Annotated in this window: 16 protein-coding genes, 1 tRNA gene, 1 pseudogene and 1 CRISPR repeat array; of the genes and pseudogenes, 11 read left to right on the top strand and 7 right to left on the bottom strand. The window is 50.9% G+C overall.

The genetic code is table 11. The features are described 5' to 3' along the window. The first annotated feature begins 5 nt into the window (after window positions 1-5). Complete coding sequence (gene cas6f, locus FC814_RS15960; protein WP_000350180.1) at window positions 6-560, top strand: type I-F CRISPR-associated endoribonuclease Cas6/Csy4; 555 nt, start codon at window positions 6-8, stop codon at window positions 558-560. Between the two features lie 237 nt (window positions 561-797). Here the strand turns inward: cas6f and FC814_RS15955 are convergent. The 6 genes from FC814_RS15955 to trxB all read right to left on the bottom strand — a co-directional run bounded on the left by FC814_RS15955 (window position 798) and on the right by trxB (window position 7,727). Then, window positions 798-885: transfer RNA gene (locus tag FC814_RS15955), tRNA-Ser, on the bottom strand. A gap of 339 nt (window positions 886-1,224) precedes the next feature. Beyond that, window positions 1,225-1,792: a CRISPR direct-repeat array (repeat unit 28 nt; unit sequence GTTCACTGCCGTACAGGCAGCTTAGAAA). Between the two features lie 106 nt (window positions 1,793-1,898). Continuing rightward, window positions 1,899-2,117: a translation initiation factor IF-1 gene (gene infA / locus FC814_RS15950; RefSeq protein WP_001040187.1), complete on the bottom strand. Its 219-nt coding sequence runs from the start codon at window positions 2,115-2,117 to the stop codon at window positions 1,899-1,901. Between the two features lie 284 nt (window positions 2,118-2,401). Beyond that, window positions 2,402-3,106 (bottom strand): leucyl/phenylalanyl-tRNA--protein transferase, encoded by a 705-nt coding sequence (gene aat / locus FC814_RS15945; RefSeq protein WP_001241665.1) that lies wholly within the window; start codon window positions 3,104-3,106, stop codon window positions 2,402-2,404. A 44-nt stretch (window positions 3,107-3,150) separates the two neighbouring features. Continuing rightward, window positions 3,151-4,872, bottom strand: a complete 1,722-nt coding sequence (cydC, locus tag FC814_RS15940; protein WP_137326173.1) for a cysteine/glutathione ABC transporter ATP-binding protein/permease CydC — start codon at window positions 4,870-4,872, stop codon at window positions 3,151-3,153. After that, window positions 4,873-6,639 (bottom strand): cysteine/glutathione ABC transporter permease/ATP-binding protein CydD, encoded by a 1,767-nt coding sequence (gene cydD, locus FC814_RS15935; RefSeq protein ID WP_105280637.1) that lies wholly within the window; start codon window positions 6,637-6,639, stop codon window positions 4,873-4,875. Between the two features lie 122 nt (window positions 6,640-6,761). Further along, on the bottom strand, window positions 6,762-7,727 hold the full coding sequence (gene trxB, locus FC814_RS15930) for a thioredoxin-disulfide reductase (protein ID WP_000537426.1): 966 nt from the start codon (window positions 7,725-7,727) through the stop codon (window positions 6,762-6,764). Window positions 7,728-8,271: 544 nt separating this feature from the next. On the opposite strand from trxB, the gene lrp reads away from it, so the two are divergent. The 8 genes from lrp (at window position 8,272) to FC814_RS15890 (ending at window position 20,411) form a co-directional block, all read left to right on the top strand. Beyond that, window positions 8,272-8,766, top strand: a complete 495-nt coding sequence (lrp, locus tag FC814_RS15925; RefSeq protein ID WP_000228473.1) for a leucine-responsive transcriptional regulator Lrp — start codon at window positions 8,272-8,274, stop codon at window positions 8,764-8,766. 134 nt (window positions 8,767-8,900) lie between these two features. Next, entirely contained in the window at window positions 8,901-12,734 is a 3,834-nt protein-coding gene (gene ftsK / locus FC814_RS15920; protein WP_137326172.1) for a DNA translocase FtsK, read from the top strand. Between the two features lie 153 nt (window positions 12,735-12,887). Then, window positions 12,888-13,499 carry an outer membrane lipoprotein chaperone LolA gene (gene lolA, locus FC814_RS15915; RefSeq protein ID WP_105279494.1) on the top strand — a complete coding sequence of 204 codons (612 nt, stop codon included), beginning with the start codon at window positions 12,888-12,890 and terminating at the stop codon, window positions 13,497-13,499. Window positions 13,500-13,509: 10 nt separating this feature from the next. Then, window positions 13,510-14,853: a replication-associated recombination protein RarA gene (gene rarA / locus FC814_RS15910; RefSeq protein WP_085460577.1), complete on the top strand. Its 1,344-nt coding sequence runs from the start codon at window positions 13,510-13,512 to the stop codon at window positions 14,851-14,853. A 90-nt stretch (window positions 14,854-14,943) separates the two neighbouring features. Next, window positions 14,944-16,236: a serine--tRNA ligase gene (gene serS, locus FC814_RS15905; RefSeq protein ID WP_000886683.1), complete on the top strand. Its 1,293-nt coding sequence runs from the start codon at window positions 14,944-14,946 to the stop codon at window positions 16,234-16,236. 237 nt (window positions 16,237-16,473) lie between these two features. Next, window positions 16,474-18,918 carry a dimethylsulfoxide reductase subunit A gene (dmsA, locus tag FC814_RS15900; protein WP_137326171.1) on the top strand — a complete coding sequence of 815 codons (2,445 nt, stop codon included), beginning with the start codon at window positions 16,474-16,476 and terminating at the stop codon, window positions 18,916-18,918. Between the two features lie 10 nt (window positions 18,919-18,928). Continuing rightward, window positions 18,929-19,546, top strand: coding sequence for a dimethylsulfoxide reductase iron-sulfur subunit DmsB (gene dmsB / locus FC814_RS15895; RefSeq protein ID WP_000213098.1), 618 nt, complete (start codon window positions 18,929-18,931; stop codon window positions 19,544-19,546). A gap of 1 nt (window position 19,547) precedes the next feature. Beyond that, window positions 19,548-20,411: a dimethyl sulfoxide reductase anchor subunit family protein gene (locus FC814_RS15890; protein WP_000534711.1), complete on the top strand. Its 864-nt coding sequence runs from the start codon at window positions 19,548-19,550 to the stop codon at window positions 20,409-20,411. A 36-nt stretch (window positions 20,412-20,447) separates the two neighbouring features. On the opposite strand, the gene ycaC is transcribed toward FC814_RS15890, so the two are convergent. Beyond that, a complete protein-coding gene (gene ycaC / locus FC814_RS15885) occupies window positions 20,448-21,074 on the bottom strand; it encodes an isochorismate family cysteine hydrolase YcaC (RefSeq protein ID WP_000165876.1) in 627 nt (208 codons plus the stop codon). A gap of 314 nt (window positions 21,075-21,388) precedes the next feature. Here ycaC and FC814_RS15880 point away from each other — a divergent pair, with 314 nt between their 5' ends. Beyond that, window positions 21,389-22,537 (top strand): MFS transporter, encoded by a 1,149-nt coding sequence (locus tag FC814_RS15880; protein ID WP_000109306.1) that lies wholly within the window; start codon window positions 21,389-21,391, stop codon window positions 22,535-22,537. 207 nt (window positions 22,538-22,744) lie between these two features. Further along, window positions 22,745-23,746, top strand: a pseudogene (locus FC814_RS15875) (APC family permease); the annotation flags it as partial. Between the last annotated feature and the right edge of the window lie 74 nt (window positions 23,747-23,820).

The raw sequence follows: 23,820 nt of genomic DNA, 5'->3' as shown, positions 1-23,820 counted from the left end.
TGTCAATGGATCACTATCTTGAGATCCGTGTTCTGCCCGATCCTGAATTTTCGAGTGAAATGTTGATGGCGGCGTTATTTGCCAAATTGCACCGGACATTGGGTGCAAGAGGGCAAGGTGATATCGGCGTGAGTTTCCCGGACATAAACGTTACGCCAGGAGCGCGCTTACGCTTACATGGTAGCGCCCCGGCATTGCAGGAGCTTGAAGACTCAACGTGGCGTAAAGGGCTTACGGATTATTGCCAATGTTCGCCTGTCACTCCCATTCCAGAAATAAAGGGCTGGCGAGTGGTAAGTCGTGTGCAGGTTAAAAGTAACCCACAGCGTCTGTTAAGGCGTTCAGTGAAAAAAGGCTGGCTTACTGAAGAACAGGCGATTGAGCGACTGGCGACGCAAGCTGAACAGCGGACCGATTTACCTTTTCTTAATATGAAGAGTTTGTCGAGTCAGCAACAGTTCAAGTTGTTTATCCAGCACGGTGATTTGCGCGCAGAACCGGTTAAAGGGGAATTCAGTAGTTATGGATTAAGCGCAACAGCAACCATACCCTGGTTTTGATGTTTTGCAATTATTAAGATGCCTGGCCGTGCGGCTGGGCTTTTTTTTAGTGTGGCCTGGCCGTTGAGAAGATGTGTTGGATATTAATTGTTCATATCCGGGATGTTGTTTTCTTTGCTAAAAAAGTTTTATTGCTAAACCATTTCCTGGAGAGAGAGTTATTGAGCTGGGAGGTATACGAAGCCATCTATATGCGAAAAAAAAGCCCGTACTTTCGTACGAGCTCTTCTTAAAATATGGCGGTGAGGCGGGGATTCGAACCCCGGATACGTTGCCGTATACACACTTTCCAGGCGTGCTCCTTCAGCCACTCGGACACCTCACCAAATTTTTGCTGCCTGACCTCATGGGGGCAACGGGGCGCTACTATAGGGAGTTGGAGTAAAACGGTCAAGAAGAATTTATTTAGATTGGTTTGTTTGGTTATGCATTGTTCATGCGGTTCATCCGTCCAGGATTGTGAATGTATATGCTCTGGGCAATTATTTATCAAAAGCTACGCTGGAAATATGAGATTGAAGACATTCTAATCGACCCTTTTTTCAGGGTGAGATGTAACGCATTGATTTTATTTATTACTATTTTGATGCCTCGAAAAAGGGTATGAATTGGAGATTTTGTAAGTTTTAACAGTAAATCAATCGGATAGTTTGTTATTATTCCAGTTCACTGCCGTACAGGCAGCTTAGAAATGAATGCGCGGTTCCCATTTTGCGAGCGCGCCGTTCACTGCCGTACAGGCAGCTTAGAAATGGACGCTGATGACCTGAGCGATGAAGAAAAAGTTCACTGCCGTACAGGCAGCTTAGAAAGGCAAACCAGGATGCGTATTATGACGACGAGCGTTCACTGCCGTACAGGCAGCTTAGAAACTGCTCCTCTAATTTATGCAGATATGCGTTTAGTTCACTGCCGTACAGGCAGCTTAGAAATAATCCATTACACTGCCGGGCAGGTAGCTCAGGTTCACTGCCGTACAGGCAGCTTAGAAAGGAACAGGCTGGATGTCGTAAAGATGATACACGTTCACTGCCGTACAGGCAGCTTAGAAACAGATTGCCAGCGAATAACGCTGATGTGGGGCGTTCACTGCCGTACAGGCAGCTTAGAAACGTGCATCATGAATCATGCTGTTCAGCACGCGGTTCACTGCCGTACAGGCAGCTTAGAAAGCCGAAGCCCGGCGTAGCCGGTACGGATCATCGTTCACTACCGCACAGGCAGTTATAAAATCCATAACCCAATATTTATTTTCTTCCTTAACTCCAGACGCAAAAAAGGCCGGTTAAACCGACCTTTTACTCGTTCTTTCTCTTCGCCCATCAGGCGGCAAAACAATCAGCGACTACGGAAGACAATGCGGCCTTTGCTCAGGTCGTACGGGGTCAGTTCAACAGTCACTTTGTCGCCCGTCAGGATGCGGATGTAGTTTTTGCGCATTTTACCGGAGATGTGTGCAGTAACCACGTGACCGTTTTCTAACTCTACGCGGAACATGGTGTTAGGCAACGTTTCAAGAACGGTGCCTTGCATTTCAATATTGTCTTCTTTGGCCATCTAATCCTCTGGGGTATCACTACCGTAATTTGAACCGGCAAGATAATGCCGAAGTTCTGTAAATAAGTAAAGATTTGCGCGCTAAATCGCAACAAACAGGTTTGGCACATAACTCCGAAAACACACGGCTAAGCCGCACCAAAAGCGCAACGTATAAGGGAGCGGTGAGATAAACGATGGGCGTTACCTGACGCGAAAAATTCCTTATCGGCAGCGGAGTAATGAGCGTAACCAACTCTGCGACCGTAATTATAACACTCTGGAGAGAAATGTGCCGAAAACATTCATTTCTGAGGCGAAAACAATTGCCGTGGCACCCAGAAGTTATTCGGCAATCGTTCCGGGCGCATTTGATTAAGATAATTGAGGTAATCCCTGCGGGGAATTTCGCAGGCGCCAAGCGAAGCTGTGTGATCATTAAGCACCTGACAGTCGATTAATTTGCCACCGTGATGGATAAATTCTTCGCAGAATACCAGGAGCGCCGTTTTGGACGCATTTTCCATGCGGCTGAACATCGACTCACCACAAAATAACGTTCCCTGCGCCACGCCATATATGCCGCCGACAAGCTCGTCTTCACGCCAGACTTCAATCGAGTGGGCATGACCCAACTCGTGCAGGCGGTAGTAGGCTTCAACCACGTCGCGCGTGATCCAGGTTCCTTCTTCGCGATCGCTGGCACAACCTTCAATAACCTGACCAAAGGCGTAATTCATTGTGACACGATAGGGCGAGCGTTTATGAAAGCGTTTCATACTGCGACTAATATGCAGTGATTCTGGCCATAATACCGCGCGCGGATCGGGCGACCACCACAGAATGGGGTCGCCAGGAGAAAACCACGGAAAAATACCGCGTTGATAAGCCATTAACAGACGCGCAGGGCTTAGATCGCCCCCCAGCGCCAGCAAGCCGTTAGGCTCACGTAATGCGCCTTCCGGGGAAGGGAAGGCTATTGAATGGCGAGAAAGCTGAACCAGGCGCATGACCGCAAAACTCCACTACGCAAGTCGGATCGTTCAATAATAGCTCACAAATCCTGCTTAAACTGGTAATAACGCCCCTGTCTGGCAAGCAGTTCTGCGTGAGTACCTTGCTCAATAATTTGTCCGTTGTCCATCACAATTATTTGCTGGAAACGAGAGAGACCGCGAAGTCGATGGGTGACCATTAACACCGTTTTCTCACGCATCATTTCTGCAAGTAATTCAAGGATCTGGCTTTCAGTTGTGGCATCTAAGCCTTCAGTTGGTTCGTCCAGCAATACCAGCGGCGCATCGTGTAATAGCGCACGGGCGATAGCCAGACGGCGCAGTTCGCCACCGGAGAGTTGGCGTCCACCTTCACCCAGCCAACTGTTGAGTCCTGCGTCTTCAAGCAGCTTCTCCAGACCGACGCGGCGCAAGATCTCCGCCAGAGCCTCATCACTGCTGCCTGGTGCTGCAAGTAACAGATTATCTCGCAGCGTGGCGCTAAACAGATGTACACGCTGTGGCACAACGCTGATGGTCTGGCGCAGAGTCGCTTCATTCAGGCTGGCTATAGAGCTACCGTTAAGCAAAATCTCGCCCTGTTGTGGGTCCCATGCGCGAGTCAGCAGTTGTAACAGTGTTGATTTACCGCATCCCGTTCGACCGAGAATCGCAATATGTTCTCCGGCGTTTGCCTGAAGGGAAATCCCTTTAAGAGCTTGCTGTGATTGCTCAGGATAAGTGAACTGAACATCACGTAACGTCACGGAAACCTGATCGGCAACATGGGTTTGGGTATCAGGGAAGGTGACTTCCGGTTTTTGATCCGTTAAGTCAGTGATCCGTACTGCAGAGGCAATGACTTGCCCCAGATGCTGAAATGCACCTGTCACCGGCGCCAGAGCCTCAAACGCAGCTAACGCACAGAAGACAAACAGGGCAATTAACGCGCCGGGTTGAGGATTGCCACCAACGCCGCCAGACGCCATCCACAGCATCAGGATCACCGCTAACGCGCCAATGAGCAGCATTATCGCTTGCGATAAAGCGGTTAGTTCAGATTGACGGCGTTGCGCTTCCAGCCACTGAATTTCAGTATTCTCTAACTGCGTACGATAACGATCGCTGGCACCAAAAATGGTCAGTTCAGCTTGCCCTTGCAGCCAGGCTGTCAGTTGTTGGCGATACTGCCCGCGAAGATGAGTCAGATTATGCCCTGTGCTTTTACCAGCACGATAAAATAGCGGAGGCATCAGGAACAACGTCAGCAACATAATGCTGCCCAGCGTGAAGGCGAGGGTGAAATCGAGGAAGCTTAACCCAATTGTCACCACCATAATCACCACAAAAGCGCCCACCAGCGGTGAGATAACGCGCAAATAAAGATGATCGAGCGTATCAACATCCGCCACGACGCGGTTGAGCAATTCGCCCTGACGATAGCGCGCCAGCCCGGCAGGGGAGAGCGGCAAAAGTTTACTGAAGGTGTAAATGCGCAGATGCTGCAATACGCGGAAAGTCGCGTCATGACTCACCAGACGTTCAAAATAACGCCCTGCGGTACGGGTGATTGCCGCGCCACGCACCCCTGCGGCGGGGAGCATATAGTTGAAGCTGTACAGTCCTGCAACGCCCGCAACCGCTGAGGCGGAGAGGAACCAGCCGGAAAGCGTCAACAGACCGATACTGGCGAGCAGAGTAATAATCGCCAACACAATACCAAGGCTTAACATCCATTTATGACGTTTATACAGAGCCAGATAGGGTAGCAAAGCGCGCATTTAAATCTCCTCCTGACGATGAGCCAGCAATGTAGCGAAAGGACCGTTAGCCACGCTTAATTCCGCGTAACGCCCTTGCTCAATAATCTGACCATCCTGCATCACCCATATGGCGTCCCAGTCAGCAAGATCTTCTAACTGGTGGGTGACCATTAACGTAGTCTGGCGCAAAGAGGCGGCATTCAGCGCCTCCATCACTCGCTGTTCACTGTGTGCATCCAGGCTGGCAGCGGGTTCATCCAACAGTAATAGCGAACAGGGATGCAGTAATGCGCGAGCCACCGCCACGCGTTGCGCCTGCCCCACGGAAAGGCGGGCAGCCTGGTCGCCAACAGGCGTATCAACTCCTTGTGGCAGGAGCGGTAGAAACTCACTGACCCAGGCGTTATCCAGTGCTGTTTGTAACTCTTGTTCGCTGGCATCAGGTCGCGCCAGTAGCACATTGTCCCGTAGTGTTGCTGCTGGTAATTGTGGATTTTGCCCAACCCAGGAGAGATGTTTACGCCACGATTCCGGTGATAAATCACGTAATTCTATCCCGTTGACCCGTAGTGATCCCTGATATGAGAGAAAACCGGAAAGCGCATTAAGCAGTGAACTTTTACCTGAACCGCTACGACCAACCAACACCGCACGTTGACCTGCTGGCAAAGTAAAGTTCAGCGGTCCGGCCAGCATTTTACCTTCCGGCGATGTGATAAACAGATCCTCGGCCTCAATGGTCACCGGATCTGTCGATGTTAATTCCGTCTCACCGCGCTGCGGATGGGCGAGCGGGGTTTCCATAAACGTTTTCAGACTGTCCGCCGCGCCAACAGCCTGGGCTTTAGCATGATAAAACGTACCGAGATCGCGCAATGGCTGGAAAAACTCCGGCGCAAGTATCAGCGCCAGAAAACCCGCAGCCAGCGTCACGCCAGTATCATAGTGACCAAAATCCAGCTCGCCGAGATAGGAAAAACCAAAGTACACCGCCACAAGGGCAATCGACAGCGAGGTAAAGAACTCCAGTATGCCAGAGGATAAAAATGCCAGCCGCAGCACTTCCATTGTCCGTTGACGGAAATCTTCCGAAGCAGAACGAATGCTTTCAATTTCAGCTTCACCACGACCAAAAATACGCAGCGTTTCCATGCCGCGCAGGCGATCGAGGAAATGCCCACTTAAGCGAGCAAGTGCGAGAAAGTTACGTCGGTTTGCATCGGCGGCGCCCATTCCAACTAACGCCATAAACAACGGGATTAACGGCGCAGTGCCCAGCAGAATAAGCGCCGCAGCCCAGTTAGAAGGGAATATTGCTACCACAATCAGCAGCGGCACCGACACTGCCAGCGCCATTTGTGGCAGGTAGCGAGCATAGTAATCATGCATATCGTCAATTTGCTCGAGTACCAGCGTCGCCCAACTCCCCGCTGGTTTGCCCTGAATCCACGCCGGTCCTGCTTGCTGCAAACGGTCGAGAACCTGGCGGCGGATGGCAAAACGGATATGCTGCCCGGCGTGATAACCCACCCGTTCGCGCAACCAGACCACCCATGCGCGCAACACAAAGGTCAGCACCAGTAAAGTAAAGGGCAGAAGCAGGGCTTCGCGGGGGATGTTCTCCATAATCATGTGCTGCAGAATACGCGCCATGAACCAGGCCTGGGCAATTATCAATATGCCACTTACAAAGCCCAACAGACGAGAAATATTCAGCCACCGTTGGGAGATGACGCTTTGCTGTTTTAACCAGCGGGTTAACTCTTTTTGACGGGATTTATTCATTGCACGCTTAGCAGGTGAGTTATCAGAATTTTTTGCAGGGCAATGTTACAACGGAGGAATAATAAAGGCGACCCATAGTCGCATGGTGTCGCCTTCTTTACTTTTGTTACTGATTTGTAAAATTATTTTGCGTCAGCTAAACCGTCGAGGTAGCGTTCAGCATCCAGTGCCGCCATGCAGCCTGTACCGGCGGAAGTAATGGCCTGGCGATAAATATGATCCATCACATCACCTGCGGCAAAGACGCCCGGAATGCTGGTCTGGGTGGCATTACCATGAATACCCGATTGTACTTTGATGTAGCCGTTTTCCAGTTCCAGTTGCCCTTCGAAAATGGCGGTATTCGGGCTATGACCGATAGCAACAAACAGACCGGCAACGTCGAGCGACTCGATGTTATCGCTGTTTTGTGTATCACGAAGACGAACGCCAGTGACACCCATCTGATCGCCGGTCACTTCTTCCAGCGTACGGTTGGTGTGCAGAATGATGTTGCCGTTCTCCACTTTATCCATCAGACGCTTAATCAGAATTTTTTCTGCGCGGAAAGTATCGCGGCGGTGAATCAGGTGTACTTCAGAAGCAATGTTAGAGAGATACAATGCCTCTTCAACAGCGGTATTACCGCCGCCGATAACCGCAACCTTCTGATTACGGTAGAAGAATCCATCGCAGGTCGCACAGGCGGAAACCCCACGTCCTTTAAAGGCTTCTTCAGAGGGCAGGCCGAGATAGCGAGCAGAAGCTCCGGTAGCAATAATCAGCGCATCGCAGGTGTACTCGCCGCTGTCGCCAGACAGACGGAACGGACGATTCTGCAAATCCACTTTGTTGATGTGATCAAAGATGATTTCAGTTTCAAATTTGGTGGCATGTTCATGCATGCGTTCCATTAATAACGGACCGGTCAGATCGTTTGGATCGCCTGGCCAGTTTTCCACTTCCGTGGTGGTGGTCAGTTGGCCGCCTTTTTCCATGCCGGTAATCAGCACGGGTTGCAGGTTGGCGCGCGCCGCGTAGACAGCAGCGGTATAGCCCGCCGGGCCTGAACCCAGGATAAGCAGTTTACTGTGTTTGGTCGTGCCCATGAGATCCCCATAGTTGTTGGCAGACAATGGGCAGGATTGTAGGGAATTTACAGACGTAAAAAAAGAGTATGACGATTTTGTTAACGATTTGTGCAATCGTCAGAAGCGATAAGCATGTCAAATTCTTCTGTCATTATCACGCCTGCTACTTAATTTTTCCGGTTTATAAGCCGATTAAATGATGATTAAACGCGACTGTTAATGAATAACTGGCATGTTGTACTAAAAAACGATGTTTTGCTTTGACAATCACCTGGTGTTTTGCGAAAACATTCGAGGAAGAAAAAAACAGTATTCTTATATGCGCATAATCATGCATGTAAATACCATGTTTACCGTGCTAGTGAAATCTACGCATGGCGTGGACAGACGCCATTCGTGATGTCGATAGCAGCCTCCAGGCAACGGTCTTCTCACCGTAGACCCAGGCATTGCGCGCCGTGAATCTTAATGATTTCGGTCTATCGTGACGGGTAGCGACTCTGAACAGTGATGTTTTCAGGGTCAGACAGGAGTAGGGAAGGAATACAGAGAGACAATAATAATGGTAGATAGCAAGAAGCGCCCTGGCAAAGATCTCGACCGTATCGATCGTAACATTCTTAATGAGTTGCAAAAGGATGGGCGTATTTCTAACGTCGAGCTTTCTAAACGTGTGGGACTTTCCCCAACGCCGTGCCTTGAGCGTGTGCGTCGGCTGGAAAGACAAGGGTTTATCCAGGGCTATACGGCACTGCTGAACCCGCATTATCTGGATGCATCACTTCTGGTATTCGTTGAGATTACTCTGAATCGTGGTGCTCCGGATGTGTTTGAACAATTCAATACCGCTGTACAAAAACTTGAAGAAATTCAGGAGTGTCATTTAGTATCTGGTGATTTCGACTACCTGTTGAAAACACGCGTGCCGGATATGTCAGCTTACCGTAAGCTGCTGGGGGAAACTCTGCTGCGTCTGCCTGGCGTCAATGACACACGGACATACGTTGTTATGGAAGAAGTCAAGCAGAGTAATCGTCTGGTTATTAAGACGCGCTAACACGGAACAGGTGCAAAATCGGCGTATTTTGATTACACTCCTGTTAATCCATACAGCAACAGTACTGGGGTAACCTGGTACTGTTGTCCGTTTTAGCATCGGGCAGGAAAAGCCTGTAACCTGGAGAGCCTTTCTTGAGCCAGGAATACACTGAAGACAAAGAAGTCACATTGACAAAGTTAAGCAGCGGGCGCCGACTTCTGGAGGCGTTGCTGATTCTTATTGTCCTGTTTGCCGTCTGGTTGATGGCAGCTTTATTGAGTTTTAACCCTTCGGATCCTAGCTGGTCGCAAACTGCCTGGCATGAGCCTATCCATAATTTAGGTGGGGCTCCTGGTGCGTGGCTGGCCGATACCCTGTTCTTCATTTTTGGCGTGATGGCTTACACCATCCCCGTCATCATTGTCGGTGGCTGTTGGTTTGCGTGGCGTCATCAGGCCAGCGACGAATACATTGATTATTTTGCCGTTTCGTTACGTATTATTGGTGTGCTGGCGCTCATCCTTACCTCCTGTGGTCTGGCAGCCATTAACGCCGACGATATCTGGTATTTTGCCTCTGGTGGCGTAATCGGTAGTTTATTAAGCACCACGTTGCAGCCTCTGCTACACAGCAGTGGGGGAACTATTGCGCTGCTTTGCGTCTGGGCAGCTGGCCTGACGCTGTTTACCGGTTGGTCCTGGGTGACTATTGCCGAAAAACTGGGCGGCTGGATTTTAAACATTCTCACCTTCGCCAGTAATCGCACCCGTCGCGATGATACCTGGGTCGATGAAGATGAGTATGAAGACGACGAAGAGTACGAAGATGAAAACCACGGCAAACAGCATGAATCGCGCCGTGCTCGTATTCTTCGTGGCGCGCTAGCGCGTCGTAAACGCCTGGCGGAAAAATTCATTAATCCGATGGGGCGGCAAACAGACGCTGCGTTATTCTCCGGCAAGCGGATGGATGATGAAGACGATGTTACCTACACTGCGCGCGGCGTAGCAGCCGATCCTGATGACGTCCTGTTTTCGGGCAATCGTGCAACGCAGCCAGAGTATGACGAATACGATCCTTTATTAAATGGTGCGCCGATTACCGAGCCTGTTGCTGCCGCAGCGGCTGCAACCACGGCGACGCAAAGCTGGGCCGCGCCGGTTGAACCTGTTACTCAGACGCCGCCTGTTGCCTCTGTTGATGTTCCACCTGCGCAACCTACTGTTGCCTGGCAGCCTGTACCGGAGCCGCAAACGGGCGAGCCGGTTATTGCTCCTGCAGCGGAAGGTTACCCACAGCAGCCACAATATTCGCAGCCTGCGGTGCAATATAATGAGCCGCTGCAACAGCCTGTACCGCCACAGCAGTCGTACTATACGCCTGCTGTGGAACAACCGGTTCAGCAACCATCTTACGCACCTGCTGCGGAACAACCTGTTCAACAGCCGTATTATGCCCCTGCACCAGAACAGCCGGTGGCTGGTAACGCCTGGCAAGCCGAAGAGCAGCAATCCGCTTTTGCTCCACAGTCTACATACCAGACTGAGCAAACTTATCAGCAGCCAGCCGTTCAGGAGCCGTTGTACCAACAGCCGCAACCTGTTGAACAGCAGCCTGTCGCGACACCTGAGCCTGTTGTAGAAGAGACAAAGCCTGCGCGTCCGCCGCTTTACTATTTTGAAGAAGTGGAAGAGAAGCGTGCCCGTGAACGTGAACAACTTGCGGCCTGGTATCAACCGATTCCTGAACCGGTTAAAGAACCAGAACCGATCAAATCTTCGCTGAAAGCAACTTCTGTTGCAGCAGTACCTCCAGTAGAAGCCGCTGCCGCTGTTTCACCGCTGGCATCGGGCGTGAAAAAAGCGACCCTGGCGACGGGAGCCGCAGCGACGGTTGCTGCGCCTGTTTTCAGCCTGGCAAATAGCGGTGCGCCGCGTCCGCAAGTGAAAGAGGGCATTGGCCCGCAGTTACCTCGACCGAAGCGTATCCGCGTACCAACACGTCGTGAACTGGCGTCATATGGCATTAAGCTGCCCTCACAGCGTGCAGCGGAAGAGAAGGCTCGTGAAGCCCAGCGCAACCAGTACGATGCTGGCGGGCAGTATAACGATGATGAAATCGATGCGATGCAGCAGGATGAACTGGCTCGTCAGTTCGCCCAGACGCAGCAGCAACGCTATGGCGAGCAATATCAACATGATGTGCCAGTGAACGCGGAAGATGCAGATGCTGCGGCAGAGGCTGAGCTGGCTCGTCAGTTTGCCCAGACTCAGCAGCAGCGTTATTCCGGTGAACAACCGGCTGGGGCGAATCCGTTCTCGCTGGATGATTTCGAATTTTCACCGATGAAAGCGTTAGTGGATGATGGTCCACACGAACCGCTGTTTGCGCCAATTGTTGAACCTGTTCAACAGCCGCAACAACCGGTAGCGCCACAGTCGCAGGATACCCTGCTTCATCCGCTGTTAATGCGCAATGGCGACAGTCGTCCACTACACAAACCGACGACGCCGCTGCCTTCTCTGGATTTGCTGACGCCGCCGCCGAGCGAAGTGGAACCCGTAGATACCTTTGCGCTTGAGCAAATGGCGCGTCTGGTAGAGGCGCGTCTGGCTGATTTCCGCATTAAAGCCGATGTCGTCAATTATTCTCCGGGGCCAGTTATCACCCGCTTTGAGCTGAATCTGGCACCGGGCGTAAAAGCGGCGCGTATTTCTAATTTATCACGTGACCTCGCTCGTTCGCTATCAACCGTGGCGGTTCGTGTCGTTGAAGTTATTCCGGGTAAACCTTACGTAGGTCTGGAGTTACCCAACAAAAAACGCCAAACCGTTTACCTGCGCGAAGTGCTGGACAACGCTAAGTTCCGCGATAACCCATCGCCATTAACGATAGTGCTGGGTAAAGATATCGCTGGCGATCCGGTCGTTGCCGATCTGGCAAAAATGCCGCATTTGTTGGTTGCGGGCACTACCGGCTCCGGTAAGTCAGTCGGTGTGAACGCCATGATCTTGAGTATGCTCTATAAAGCGCAGCCGGAAGATGTGCGTTTCATCATGATCGACCCGAAAATGCTGGAGCTTTCGGTATATGAAGGTATTCCGCATCTGCTAACGGAAGTCGTGACCGACATGAAAGATGCTGCCAACGCTTTACGCTGGTGCGTCAACGAAATGGAGCGTCGTTATAAACTGATGTCTGCGCTGGGTGTGCGTAACCTGGCGGGTTATAACGAAAAAATTGCTGAAGCTGACCGTATGATGCGCCCAATACCAGATCCGTACTGGAAACCGGGCGACAGTATGGATGCTCAGCATCCGGTGCTGAAAAAAGAGCCTTATATTGTTGTTCTGGTCGATGAATTTGCCGACCTGATGATGACGGTGGGTAAAAAAGTGGAAGAGCTGATTGCACGTCTGGCGCAAAAAGCCCGTGCCGCAGGTATCCACCTCGTACTGGCAACGCAACGTCCATCAGTTGATGTTATTACAGGTCTGATTAAAGCGAATATTCCGACCCGTATCGCCTTTACGGTATCCAGTAAAATTGACTCACGAACCATTCTCGATCAGGCTGGTGCCGAATCGTTACTGGGCATGGGGGATATGCTCTACTCCGGGCCGAACTCCACCATGCCGGTACGTGTTCATGGTGCCTTTGTTCGGGATCAGGAAGTTCATGCCGTGGTGCAGGACTGGAAAGCGCGTGGTCGCCCACAGTATGTTGATGGCATCACCTCCGACAGTGAAAGCGAAGGTGGCGCGGGCGGTTTCGATGGCGCTGAAGAACTGGATCCGTTGTTCGATCAGGCGGTGCAGTTTGTCACTGAAAAACGCAAAGCGTCAATTTCAGGCGTACAGCGTCAGTTCCGCATTGGTTATAACCGTGCGGCGCGTATTATCGAACAGATGGAAGCGCAGGGGATCGTCAGCGAACAGGGGCACAACGGTAATCGTGAAGTGCTGGCCCCACCGCCGTTTGACTAATGGATGTGTAGGCCGGATAAGACGCAATAGCGTCGCATTCGGCACTCTATCAACTGAAAATTCAGTATTTTCTTCTTTCCTCAAGCTGATTATTAGCCTGGAATAGAGTAGAGGGAACTCCCGTTTGGGAGTGACGTAATTTGAGGAACAATGATGAAAAAAATTGCCATCACCTGTGCATTACTCTCAAGTTTAGTGGCGTCCAGTGTTTGGGCTGATGCCGCAAGCGATCTGAAAAGCCGCCTGGATAAAGTCAGCAGCTTCCACGCCAGCTTCACGCAAAAAGTGACTGACGGTAGCGGTGCGGCGGTGCAGGAAGGTCAGGGCGATCTGTGGGTGAAACGTCCTAACTTATTCAACTGGCATATGACTCAACCTGATGAAAGCATCCTGGTTTCTGACGGTAAAACACTGTGGTTTTATAACCCGTTCGTTGAGCAGGCTACGGCAACCTGGCTGAAAGATGCTACTGGTAATACGCCGTTTATGCTGATTGCCCGCAACCAGTCCAGTGACTGGCAGCAGTACAATATCAAACAGAATGGTGATGACTTTATCCTCACGCCGAAATCCAGCAATGGCAACCTGAAGCAGTTCACCATCAACGTGGGGCGTGACGGCACAATCCATCAGTTTAGCGCGGTGGAGCAGGACGATCAGCGCAGCAGTTATCAACTGAAATCCCAGCAAAATGGCGTTGTGGATGCAGCGAAATTTACCTTCACCCCGCCGCAAGGCGTAACGGTAGATGACCAACGTAAGTAGAGGCACCTGAGTGAGCAATCTGTCGCTCGATTTTTCGGATAATACTTTTCAACCTCTGGCCGCGCGTATGCGGCCAGAAAATTTAGCACAGTATATCGGTCAGCAACATTTGCTGGCTGCGGGGAAGCCGTTGCCGCGCGCTATCGAAGCCGGGCACCTGCATTCAATGATCCTCTGGGGGCCGCCGGGTACGGGTAAAACGACCCTTGCTGAAGTGATCGCCCGCTACGCAAACGCTGATGTGGAACGTATTTCTGCCGTTACTTCTGGTGTGAAAGAGATTCGCGAGGCGATCGAGCGCGCGCGACAGAACCGCAACGCCGGACGCCGCACCATTCTGTTTGTTGACGAAGTGCATCGCTTCAACAAGAGCCAGCAGGATGCGTTTCTACCGCATATTGAAGATGGCACCATCACTTTCATTGGCGCGACGACTGAAAACCCCTCGTTTGAGCTTAATTCGGCGCTGCTTTCACGTGCCCGCGTCTATCTGCTGAAATCATTGACGACCGAGGATATTGAGCGAGTACTTACTCAGGCGATGGAAGACAAAACGCGCGGCTATGGCGGGCAGGATATTGTTCTGCCAGATGAAACACGCCGTGCGATTGCTGAACTGGTGAATGGTGACGCGCGTCGGGCGTTAAATACGCTGGAAATGATGGCGGATATGGCCGAAGTCGATGGCAGTGGCAAACGTGTCCTGAAGCCCGAATTACTGACGGAAATCGCCGGTGAGCGTAGCGCCCGCTTCGATAACAAAGGCGATCGCTTTTACGATCTGATTTCCGCACTGCATAAATCTGTGCGTGGCAGCGCACCTGATGCGGCGTTGTACTGGTATGCGCGAATTATTACTGCTGGTGGTGATCCGTTATATGTCGCGCGTCGCTGTCTGGCGATAGCGTCGGAAGACGTCGGCAATGCTGACCCACGTGCGATGCAGGTAGCGATTGCTGCATGGGATTGCTTTACCCGTGTTGGTCCGGCAGAAGGCGAACGCGCCATTGCCCAGGCGATTGTTTACCTGGCCTGCGCACCGAAAAGCAACGCTGTGTATACGGCGTTTAAAGCCGCGCTGGCCGATGCTCGCGAACGTCCGGATTATGACGTGCCGGTTCATTTGCGTAATGCGCCGACGAAATTAATGAAGGAAATGGGCTACGGGCAGGAATATCGTTACGCTCATGATGAAGCAAACGCTTATGCGGCCGGAGAGGTTTACTTCCCACCGGAAATAGCACAAACACGCTATTATTTCCCGACAAACAGGGGGCTGGAAGGCAAGATTGGCGAAAAGCTCGCCTGGCTGGCTGAACAGGATCAAAATAGCCCCATAAAACGCTACCGTTAATGTTATCGTTGCGGTAATGTTGTTACTGTATCCCTGTGGTCGCAGGCTGTGGCCACATCTCCCATTTAATTCGATAAGCACAGGATAAGCATGCTCGATCCCAATCTGCTGCGTAATGAGCCAGACGCAGTCGCTGAAAAACTGGCACGCCGGGGCTTTAAGCTGGATGTAGATAAGCTGGGCGCTCTTGAAGAGCGTCGTAAAGTATTGCAGGTCAAAACGGAAAACCTGCAAGCGGAGCGTAACTCCCGATCGAAATCCATTGGCCAGGCGAAAGCGCGCGGGGAAGATATCGAGCCTTTACGTCTGGAAGTGAACAAACTGGGCGAAGAGCTGGATGCAGCAAAAGCCGAACTGGATGCTTTACAGGCTGAAATTCGCGATATCGCGCTGACAATCCCTAACCTGCCTGCAGATGAAGTGCCGGTGGGTAAAGACGAAAATGACAACGTTGAAGTCAGCCGCTGGGGCACCCCGCGTGAGTTTGACTTTGAAGTTCGTGACCACGTGACGCTGGGTGAAATGCACTCTGGCCTCGACTTTGCAGCAGCGGTTAAGCTGACCGGTTCGCGCTTTGTGGTGATGAAAGGGCAGATCGCACGTATGCACCGCGCATTGTCGCAGTTTATGCTGGATCTGCATACCGAGCAGCATGGCTATAGTGAAAACTATGTCCCGTATCTGGTTAATCAGGATACGCTTTACGGTACAGGTCAGTTGCCGAAATTTGCTGGCGACCTGTTCCATACCCGTCCGCTGGAAGAAGAAGCAGACACCAGTAACTACGCGCTGATCCCAACGGCAGAAGTTCCGCTGACCAACCTGGTTCGCGGTGAAATCATTGATGAAGATGACCTGCCGATTAAGATGACCGCCCATACGCCATGCTTCCGTTCTGAAGCCGGTTCTTATGGTCGTGATACCCGTGGTCTGATCCGTATGCACCAGTTCGACAAAGTTGAAATGGTTCAGATCGTGCGCCCGGAAGACTCTATGGCGGCGCTGGAAGAGATGACCGGTCATGCAGAAAAAGTCCTGCAACTGCTGGGTCTGCCGTACCGTAAAATCATCCTTTGCACTGGTGACATGGGCTTTGGCGCGTGCAAAACTTACGACCTGGAAGTATGGATCCCGGCGCAGAACACCTACCGCGAAATTTCTTCCTGCTCTAACGTCTGGGATTTCCAGGCGCGTCGTATGCAGGCACGCTGCCGCAGCAAGTCTGACAAGAAAACCCGTCTGGTTCATACCCTGAACGGTTCCGGGCTGGCTGTTGGTCGCACGCTGGTTGCGGTAATGGAAAACTATCAGCAGGCAGATGGTCGTATTGAAGTACCAGAAGTTTTGCGTCCATATATGAACGGACTGGAATATATTGGCTAATACCCAATTTTTCTGAATCTAAAAAGCGCCTGCGGGCGCTTTTTTTGTCTCCCTTTGATACCAAACAATAATTACTCGTTACTTAAGCGCAATACTACTTACGAGTGAAAATCTACCTATCCCGTTGATTTTCAAATCATTCGATGTATACAAACCTATATAGCGCCAGCTATAAAAATAATTACACAATACGGTTTGTTACTGGAATTAATCGTGAGCAAGCTTGAGTGAGCCATTATGAAAACGAAAATCCCTGATGCGGTATTGGCTGCTGAGGTGAGTCGCCGTGGTTTGGTTAAAACGACAGCGATCGGTGGCCTGGCGATGGCCAGCAGTGCATTAACATTACCTTTTAGTCGAATAGCGCACGCTGTCGATAACGCCATTGCGGCAAATTCTGACGAGAAGGTTATCTGGAGCGCCTGTACAGTTAACTGCGGTAGCCGCTGCCCACTGCGAATGCATGTTGTGGACGGTGAAATCAAATACGTCGAAACAGATAATACCGGTGATGACAATTACGACGGCCTGCATCAGGTACGCGCCTGTTTGCGTGGACGTTCCATGCGTCGCCGCGTTTATAACCCAGACCGCCTGAAATATCCGATGAAACGCGTCGGGGCGCGCGGTGAAGGCAAATTCGAGCGTATTAGCTGGGAAGAAGCCTACGACATTATCGCGACCAATATGCAGCGCCTGATTAAAGAGTACGGTAATGAATCCATCTATCTGAACTATGGTACAGGTACGCTGGGCGGCACCATGACCCGTTCCTGGCCACCGGGAAATACCCTGGTCGCACGCCTGATGAACTGCTGCGGCGGTTATCTGAACCATTATGGTGATTATTCCTCCGCGCAAATTGCAGAAGGTCTGAACTATACCTATGGCGGCTGGGCGGATGGCAACAGCCCGTCAGATATCGAAAACAGTAAGCTGGTGGTGCTGTTTGGTAATAACCCGGGCGAAACGCGAATGAGCGGCGGCGGGGTAACTTATTACCTTGAACAGGCACGTCAGAAATCAAATGCTCGCATGATCATCATCGATCCGCGCTATACCGACACCGGTGCCGGGCGTGAAGATGAGTGGATCCCAATTCGTCCGGGAACAGATGCCGCACTGGTTAACGGTCTGGCGTACGTCATGATCACCGAAAATCTGGTTGATCAGGAATTCCTCGATAAATATTGCGTTGGCTACGACGAGAAAACCCTGCCAGCCAGTGCGCCGAAAAATGGCCACTACAAAGCCTATATTCTGGGTGAAGGGACAGACGGCGTTGCCAAAACGCCGGAATGGGCATCGCAAATTACCGGTGTTCCGGCAGACAAAATCATCAAACTGGCTCGTGAAATCGGCAGTACCAAACCGGCGTTTATCAGCCAGGGGTGGGGGCCGCAGCGTCACGCTAATGGTGAAATCGCAACCCGTGCTATCTCGATGCTGGCGATTCTGACCGGTAACGTTGGTATCAATGGAGGGAACAGCGGCGCGCGCGAAGGTTCATACAGCTTACCGTTTGTCCGTATGCCGACTCTCGAAAATCCGATCCAGACCAGCATATCCATGTTTATGTGGACCGATGCCATTGAACGAGGCCCGGAAATGACGGCGCTGCGTGATGGTGTGCGCGGGAAAGATAAGCTGGATGTGCCGATCAAAATGATCTGGAACTATGCCGGTAACTGCCTGATTAACCAGCATTCTGAAATCAACCGTACCCATGAAATCCTTCAGGATGATAAGAAGTGCGAGCTGATTGTGGTTATCGACTGCCACATGACCTCATCAGCGAAATATGCTGACATCCTGCTGCCGGACTGCACCGCTTCCGAACAGATGGACTTTGCGCTGGATGCATCCTGCGGGAATATGTCTTATGTGATTTTCAACGACCAGGTGATTAAACCGCGCTTTGAATGTAAGACCATCTATGAGATGACCAGCGAACTGGCAAAACGTCTTGGCGTTGAGCAACAGTTTACTGAAGGTCGTACTCAGGAAGAGTGGATGCGCCATCTGTATGCCCAGTCGCGGGAAGCGATTCCTGAGTTGCCTACCTTTGAAGAGTTCCGCCAGCAGGGGATCTTTAAAAAGCGCGACCCACAAGGGCATCACGTTGCTTATAAAGCCTTCCGTGAAGATCCGCAGGCTAATCCACTGACCACGCCATCAGGCAAAATTGAGATCTATTCGCAGGCGCTGGCTGACATTGCCGCTACCTGGGAATTGCCAGAAGGCGACGTGATCGATCCACTGCCGATCTACACGCCGGGCTTTGAAAGTTATCAGGATCCGCTGAACAAACAGTATCCGCTGCAACTTACAGGTTTCCACTATAAATCTCGCGTTCACTCCACCTACGGCAACGTAGACGTGCTGAAAGCGGCTTGCCGCCAGGAAATGTGGATCAACCCGCTTGATGCGCAAAAACGTGGTATCAGCAACGGCGATAAGGTCAGGATCTTTAACGATCGTGGTGAAGTTCATATTGAGGCGAAAGTGACGCCACGAATGATGCCGGGCGTGGTCGCACTGGGCGAAGGCGCCTGGTATGACCCGGATGCAAAACGTGTCGATAAGGGCGGTTGTATCAACGTACTGACCACTCAACGTCCGTCTCCTCTCGCCAAGGGGAATCCGTCGCATACAAACCTTGTTCAGGTTGAAAAGGTGTAAGGAGTAACCGATGACAACCCAGTATGGATTTTTTATTGATTCCAGCCGTTGCACCGGTTGCAAAACCTGCGAACTGGCTTGTAAAGACTACAAAGATTTGACGCCTGAAGTCAGCTTCCGCCGCATTTATGAATATGCTGGTGGCGACTGGCAGGAGGATAACGGTGTCTGGCATCAGAACGTATTTGCCTACTATCTCTCGATTTCGTGCAATCACTGCGAAGATCCGGCGTGTACCAAAGTCTGCCCGAGCGGTGCGATGCATAAACGTGAAGATGGTTTTGTCGTTGTTGATGAAGATGTGTGCATCGGCTGTCGTTACTGCCATATGGCTTGCCCGTATGGCGCACCGCAGTATAACGAAACCAAAGGGCATATGACCAAATGCGATGGTTGCTATGACCGTGTCGCGGAAGGTAAAAAGCCGATCTGCGTTGAATCTTGTCCGCTGCGGGCGCTGGATTTTGGCCCTATCGACGAGCTGCGTAAAAAACATGGTGATCTGGCGGCTGTTGCGCCATTGCCACGAGCGCACTTTACCAAACCGAATATTGTGATCAAACCTAACGCCAACAGCCGCCCAACCGGGGATACCACTGGCTATCTGGCAAATCCGAAGGAGGTGTGAGATGGGAAGTGGATGGCATGAATGGCCGTTGATGATCTTCACGGTCTTCGGGCAGTGCGTCGTGGGCGGTTTTATCGTTCTGGCATTTGCCTTGTTGAAAGGCGAACTTCGGGCTGATACCCAACAGCGGGTGATTACCTGTATGTTTGGCTTGTGGGTACTGATGGGCATTGGCTTTATCGCCTCAATGCTTCACCTTGGCTCACCTATGCGCGCCTTTAACTCACTCAACCGGGTTGGCTCTTCGGCATTGAGTAATGAAATCGCCAGTGGTTCGATCTTTTTTGCCGTAGGTGGCATCGGCTGGTTGTTGGCAGTGCTGAAAAAACTGTCACCGGCATTACGCACGCTGTGGCTGGTGGTGACGATGATTCTCGGCGTGGTGTTTGTCTGGATGATGGTGCGAGTTTATAACAGCATCGATACCGTACCGACCTGGTACAGCATCTGGACACCGATGGGCTTCTTCCTGACTATGTTTATGGGAGGCCCGCTGCTGGGATATTTGTTACTGCGTCTGGCGGGGGTTAATGGTTGGGTGATGCGTTTACTTCCGGCCATTTCAGTGCTGGCGCTGGTGGTGAGCGGCGTAATGTCTGTGATGCAGGGGGCTGAACTCGCTACGATTCACTCTTCTGTACAACAGGCAGTGGCGTTAGTGCCGGATTACGGTGCGCTGATGGCCTGGCGGATTGTGCTTATCGCCGTGGCACTGTGCTTGTGGATTGTACCGCAGTTAAAAGGTTCTCAGCCTGCTGTATCGCTGCTTTCCGTGTCATTCATCCTGCTTCTGGCTGGTGAGTTAATCGGGCGCGGCGTGTTCTACGGGTTGCATATGACTGTGGGGATGGCCGTTGCCAGCTAAGATGTTTATAACCGGGGTCTCGGCCCCGGTTTTCTTTTATTTCTGTTTCGTTAAGGTGTCATAACTGGTCATCAAATTACGATAATCAGGAATGTGGTTAGAGAACAGCGTCGCCAGACCTTCGATATCGTTGCGCCAGTCACGGTGCAGTTCGCAGGCGACACCAAACCACGTCATCAATTGTGCCCCTGCTTGTGACATACGATCCCATGCCGAATGCCGGGTAATTTCGTTAAAGGTTCCTGACGCGTCAGTCACCACAAAGACATCGAAACCTTCTTCAATCGCCGAAAGCGCCGGGAATGCTACGCAAACTTCGGTGACCACTCCGGCGATAATCAACTGCTTTTTACCTGTCGCCTTGACCGCTTTAACAAAATCTTCGTTATCCCAGGCGTTAATATTTCCCGGACGGGCAATATACGGTGCATCCGGGAACTGTGCTTTCAGTTCAGGGACTAATGGGCCGTTAGGACCGGTTTCAAAACTGGTAGTAAGAATGGTGGGTAGATTGAAATATTTGGCTAAGTCACCCAGCGCCAGCACGTTATTTTTAAATTTGTCAGGTTCAATATCCCGCACGAGGGAAAGTAAACCGGCCTGGTGATCAACTAACAAAACAGCAGCATCATTTTTATCGAGACGAACATACGGTTTGGTCATTCTCTTCTCCTTTCGAGAGTCAGTGGTACGCCTGAAATCGTTCAGACGCGATGCGTTGCCCTGAAAGCATAGACGGGAAATTCAGGTTTGCAGTGACCATGAAATTTTTCGACTGAACTAAACATATGAACGTTATGTTAGATCAATAAAAACAATTAGATGAGACTGATTATCTTTTCGTTATTAGTGTTATGAATGAGTAATATAAATCGATAATACAGCCGCTGCGTTATGTACGTATTTTCACCCATTGACAATGTTTTTGGCGGTGGCATGATGCGCATGAAATTTGAACTTCCTCACGGTTTTCATTCATGTCCACGTATACCCGGCCTGTCATGCTTTTGCTGTCTGGCCTACTTTTGTTGACTCTGGCGATCGCGGTGTTAAATACACTCGTGCCGCTATGGCTCGCCCAGGTACACTTGCCCACATGGCAGGTCGGCGTCGTCAGTTCGTCTTATTTTACCGGCAACCTGGTTGGTACTTTACTGACAGGGTATGTCATTAAACGCTTTGGGTTTAATCGCAGCTATTACCTTGCTTCCTTTATTTTTGCTGCGGGTTGTGCCGGGCTTGGCTTGATGATTGGTTTCTGGAGCTGGTTAGCCTGGCGTTTCGTCGCAGGCGTTGGTTGCGCCATGATTTGGGTGGTGGTAGAAAGCGCGCTGATGTGCAGCGGTACGTCACGTAACCGTGGGCGGTTACTTGCCGCCTATATGATGGTTTATTATGTGGGGACGTTTTTAGGCCAGTTACTGCTCAGTAAAGTTTCAACCGAGTTGATGAGCGTATTGCCGTGGGCTACAGGGTTGACCCTGGCAGGGATCTTGCCGCTGCTGTTTACTCGTATCGTGAATCAGCAGGCTGAGAACCATGCTTCGACGCCAATTACGTCAATGCTAAAACTTCGTCAGGCGCGGCTTGGCGTGAACGGCTGTATTATCTCGGGAATCGTTCTGGGTTCTTTGTATGGTCTGATGCCGCTGTACCTCAATCATAAAGGGATTAGCAACGCCAGCATTGGCTTCTGGATGGCGGTTCTGGTTAGTGCTGGTATCCTTGGGCAATGGCCAATTGGTCGTCTGGCAGATAAATTTGGTCGCCTGCTGGTACTGCGCGTTCAGGTATTTGTCGTCATTCTCGGTAGTATTGCGATGTTAAGTCAGGCGGCAATGGCACCTGCGTTGTTCATCCTCGGTGCAGCCGGTTTTACGCTCTATCCGGTGGCGATGGCCTGGGCTTGCGAGAAAGTTGAACATCATCAGCTGGTGGCAATGAATCAGGCGTTATTGTTAAGTTATACCGTCGGTAGTCTGCTTGGCCCGTCTTTTACTGCCATGTTAATGCAGAATTTCTCTGATAATCTGCTGTTTATCATGATCGCCAGTGTGTCGTTTATTTATTTACTCATGCTGCTTCGCAACGCCGGTCATACACCAAAACCCGTTGCTCACGTGTAAATGAATGAGTGCAGAGTGTGAACTGGCTGTTTCGCACTCTGTTTTTTGTTTCCGCTGTACAACTATTTTTTAGCAAATTTTATTCGTTAAAAAATAAAGTGTGCAGCAGGTTATAATTTTGCATTCCGCTATTTCCGCACGTCTTGTTTGCCGCGCATAATTCCTCGTTTTCGAAATATCCATTAAATATTGGCGAAGGATCGAACTATGGCTGGGAACGTTCAGGAAAAACAGTTGCGATGGTACAACATTGCTTTGATGTCATTTATTACCGTTTGGGGCTTTGGCAACGTTGTAAATAACTATGCCAACCAGGGACTGGTGGTTGTTTTTTCATGGGTATTTATTTTTGCGCTCTATTTCACACCTTATGCCCTGATTGTCGGCCAGTTAGGTTCGACCTTTAAAGACGGGAGAGGGGGCGTTAGTACCTGGATTAAACATACCATGGGGCCAGGGCTGGCTTACCTTGCAGCATGGACCTACTGGGTGGTGCATATTCCTTATTTGGCACAAAAACCACAGGCAATACTGATCGCGCTCGGTTGGGCGATGAAAGGCGATGGTTCGTTAATCAAAGAATATTCGGTCGTAGCGTTACAGGGGTTAACGCTGGTGCTGTTTATCTTCTTTATGTGGGTTGCCTCCCGAGGCATGAAGTCACTGAAAATTGTTGGTTCAGTGGCAGGGATTGCGATGTTTGTCATGTCGCTCCTCTATGTGGCGATGGCGGTAACCGCGCCTGCGATTACTGAAGTGCATATTGCGACTACTAATATTACCTGGGAAACATTCATACCACATATCGATTTCACCTACATTACCACCATTTCAATGCTGGTTTTTGCGGTTGGTGGTGCTGAGAAGATTTCTCCTTACGTTAACCAAACACGCAACCCAGGAAAAGAATTTCCAAAAGGGATGTTGTGTCTGGCGGGCATGGTAGCAGTATGTGCGATTCTCGGCTCACTGGCGATGGGGATGATGTTTGACTCGCGCAATATTCCCGATGATTTGATGACTAACGGTCAGTATTACGCCTTCCAGAAGCTGGGGGAGTATTACAATATGGGTAATACCTTAATGGTGATTTATGCTATTGCGAACACTCTGGGGCAAGTTGCCGCACTGGTATTTTCGATTGATGCACCGCTTAAAGTGTTATTAGGCGATGCCGACAGCAAATATATTCCAGCAAGTTTATGTCGGGTGATGCTGCCAACTTACTGATTTAGTGTATGATGGTGTTTTTGAGGTGCTCCAGTGGCTTCTGTTTCTATCAG

Source organism: Escherichia sp. MR (assembly GCF_005280595.1).
Classification (GTDB): domain Bacteria; phylum Pseudomonadota; class Gammaproteobacteria; order Enterobacterales; family Enterobacteriaceae; genus Escherichia; species Escherichia ruysiae.
This window is presented reverse-complemented; position numbering and strand designations above follow the sequence as displayed.

Excerpts from the sequence above, each read along its gene's own strand:
- cas6f (WP_000350180.1), top strand. The coding sequence starts at position 6 with ATGGATCACTATCTTGAGATCCGTGTTCTGCCCGATCCTGAATTTTCG.
- aat (WP_001241665.1), bottom strand. The coding sequence starts at position 3,106 with ATGCGCCTGGTTCAGCTTTCTCGCCATTCAATAGCCTTCCCTTCCCCG.
- infA (WP_001040187.1), bottom strand. The coding sequence starts at position 2,117 with ATGGCCAAAGAAGACAATATTGAAATGCAAGGCACCGTTCTTGAAACG.
- lrp (WP_000228473.1), top strand. The coding sequence starts at position 8,272 with ATGGTAGATAGCAAGAAGCGCCCTGGCAAAGATCTCGACCGTATCGAT.
- trxB (WP_000537426.1), bottom strand. The coding sequence starts at position 7,727 with ATGGGCACGACCAAACACAGTAAACTGCTTATCCTGGGTTCAGGCCCG.
- dmsA (WP_137326171.1), top strand. The coding sequence starts at position 16,474 with ATGAAAACGAAAATCCCTGATGCGGTATTGGCTGCTGAGGTGAGTCGC.
- dmsB (WP_000213098.1), top strand. The coding sequence starts at position 18,929 with ATGACAACCCAGTATGGATTTTTTATTGATTCCAGCCGTTGCACCGGT.
- serS (WP_000886683.1), top strand. The coding sequence starts at position 14,944 with ATGCTCGATCCCAATCTGCTGCGTAATGAGCCAGACGCAGTCGCTGAA.
- FC814_RS15890 (WP_000534711.1), top strand. The coding sequence starts at position 19,548 with ATGGGAAGTGGATGGCATGAATGGCCGTTGATGATCTTCACGGTCTTC.
- cydC (WP_137326173.1), bottom strand. The coding sequence starts at position 4,872 with ATGCGCGCTTTGCTACCCTATCTGGCTCTGTATAAACGTCATAAATGG.
- ycaC (WP_000165876.1), bottom strand. The coding sequence starts at position 21,074 with ATGACCAAACCGTATGTTCGTCTCGATAAAAATGATGCTGCTGTTTTG.
- FC814_RS15880 (WP_000109306.1), top strand. The coding sequence starts at position 21,389 with ATGTCCACGTATACCCGGCCTGTCATGCTTTTGCTGTCTGGCCTACTT.
- lolA (WP_105279494.1), top strand. The coding sequence starts at position 12,888 with ATGAAAAAAATTGCCATCACCTGTGCATTACTCTCAAGTTTAGTGGCG.
- cydD (WP_105280637.1), bottom strand. The coding sequence starts at position 6,639 with ATGAATAAATCCCGTCAAAAAGAGTTAACCCGCTGGTTAAAACAGCAA.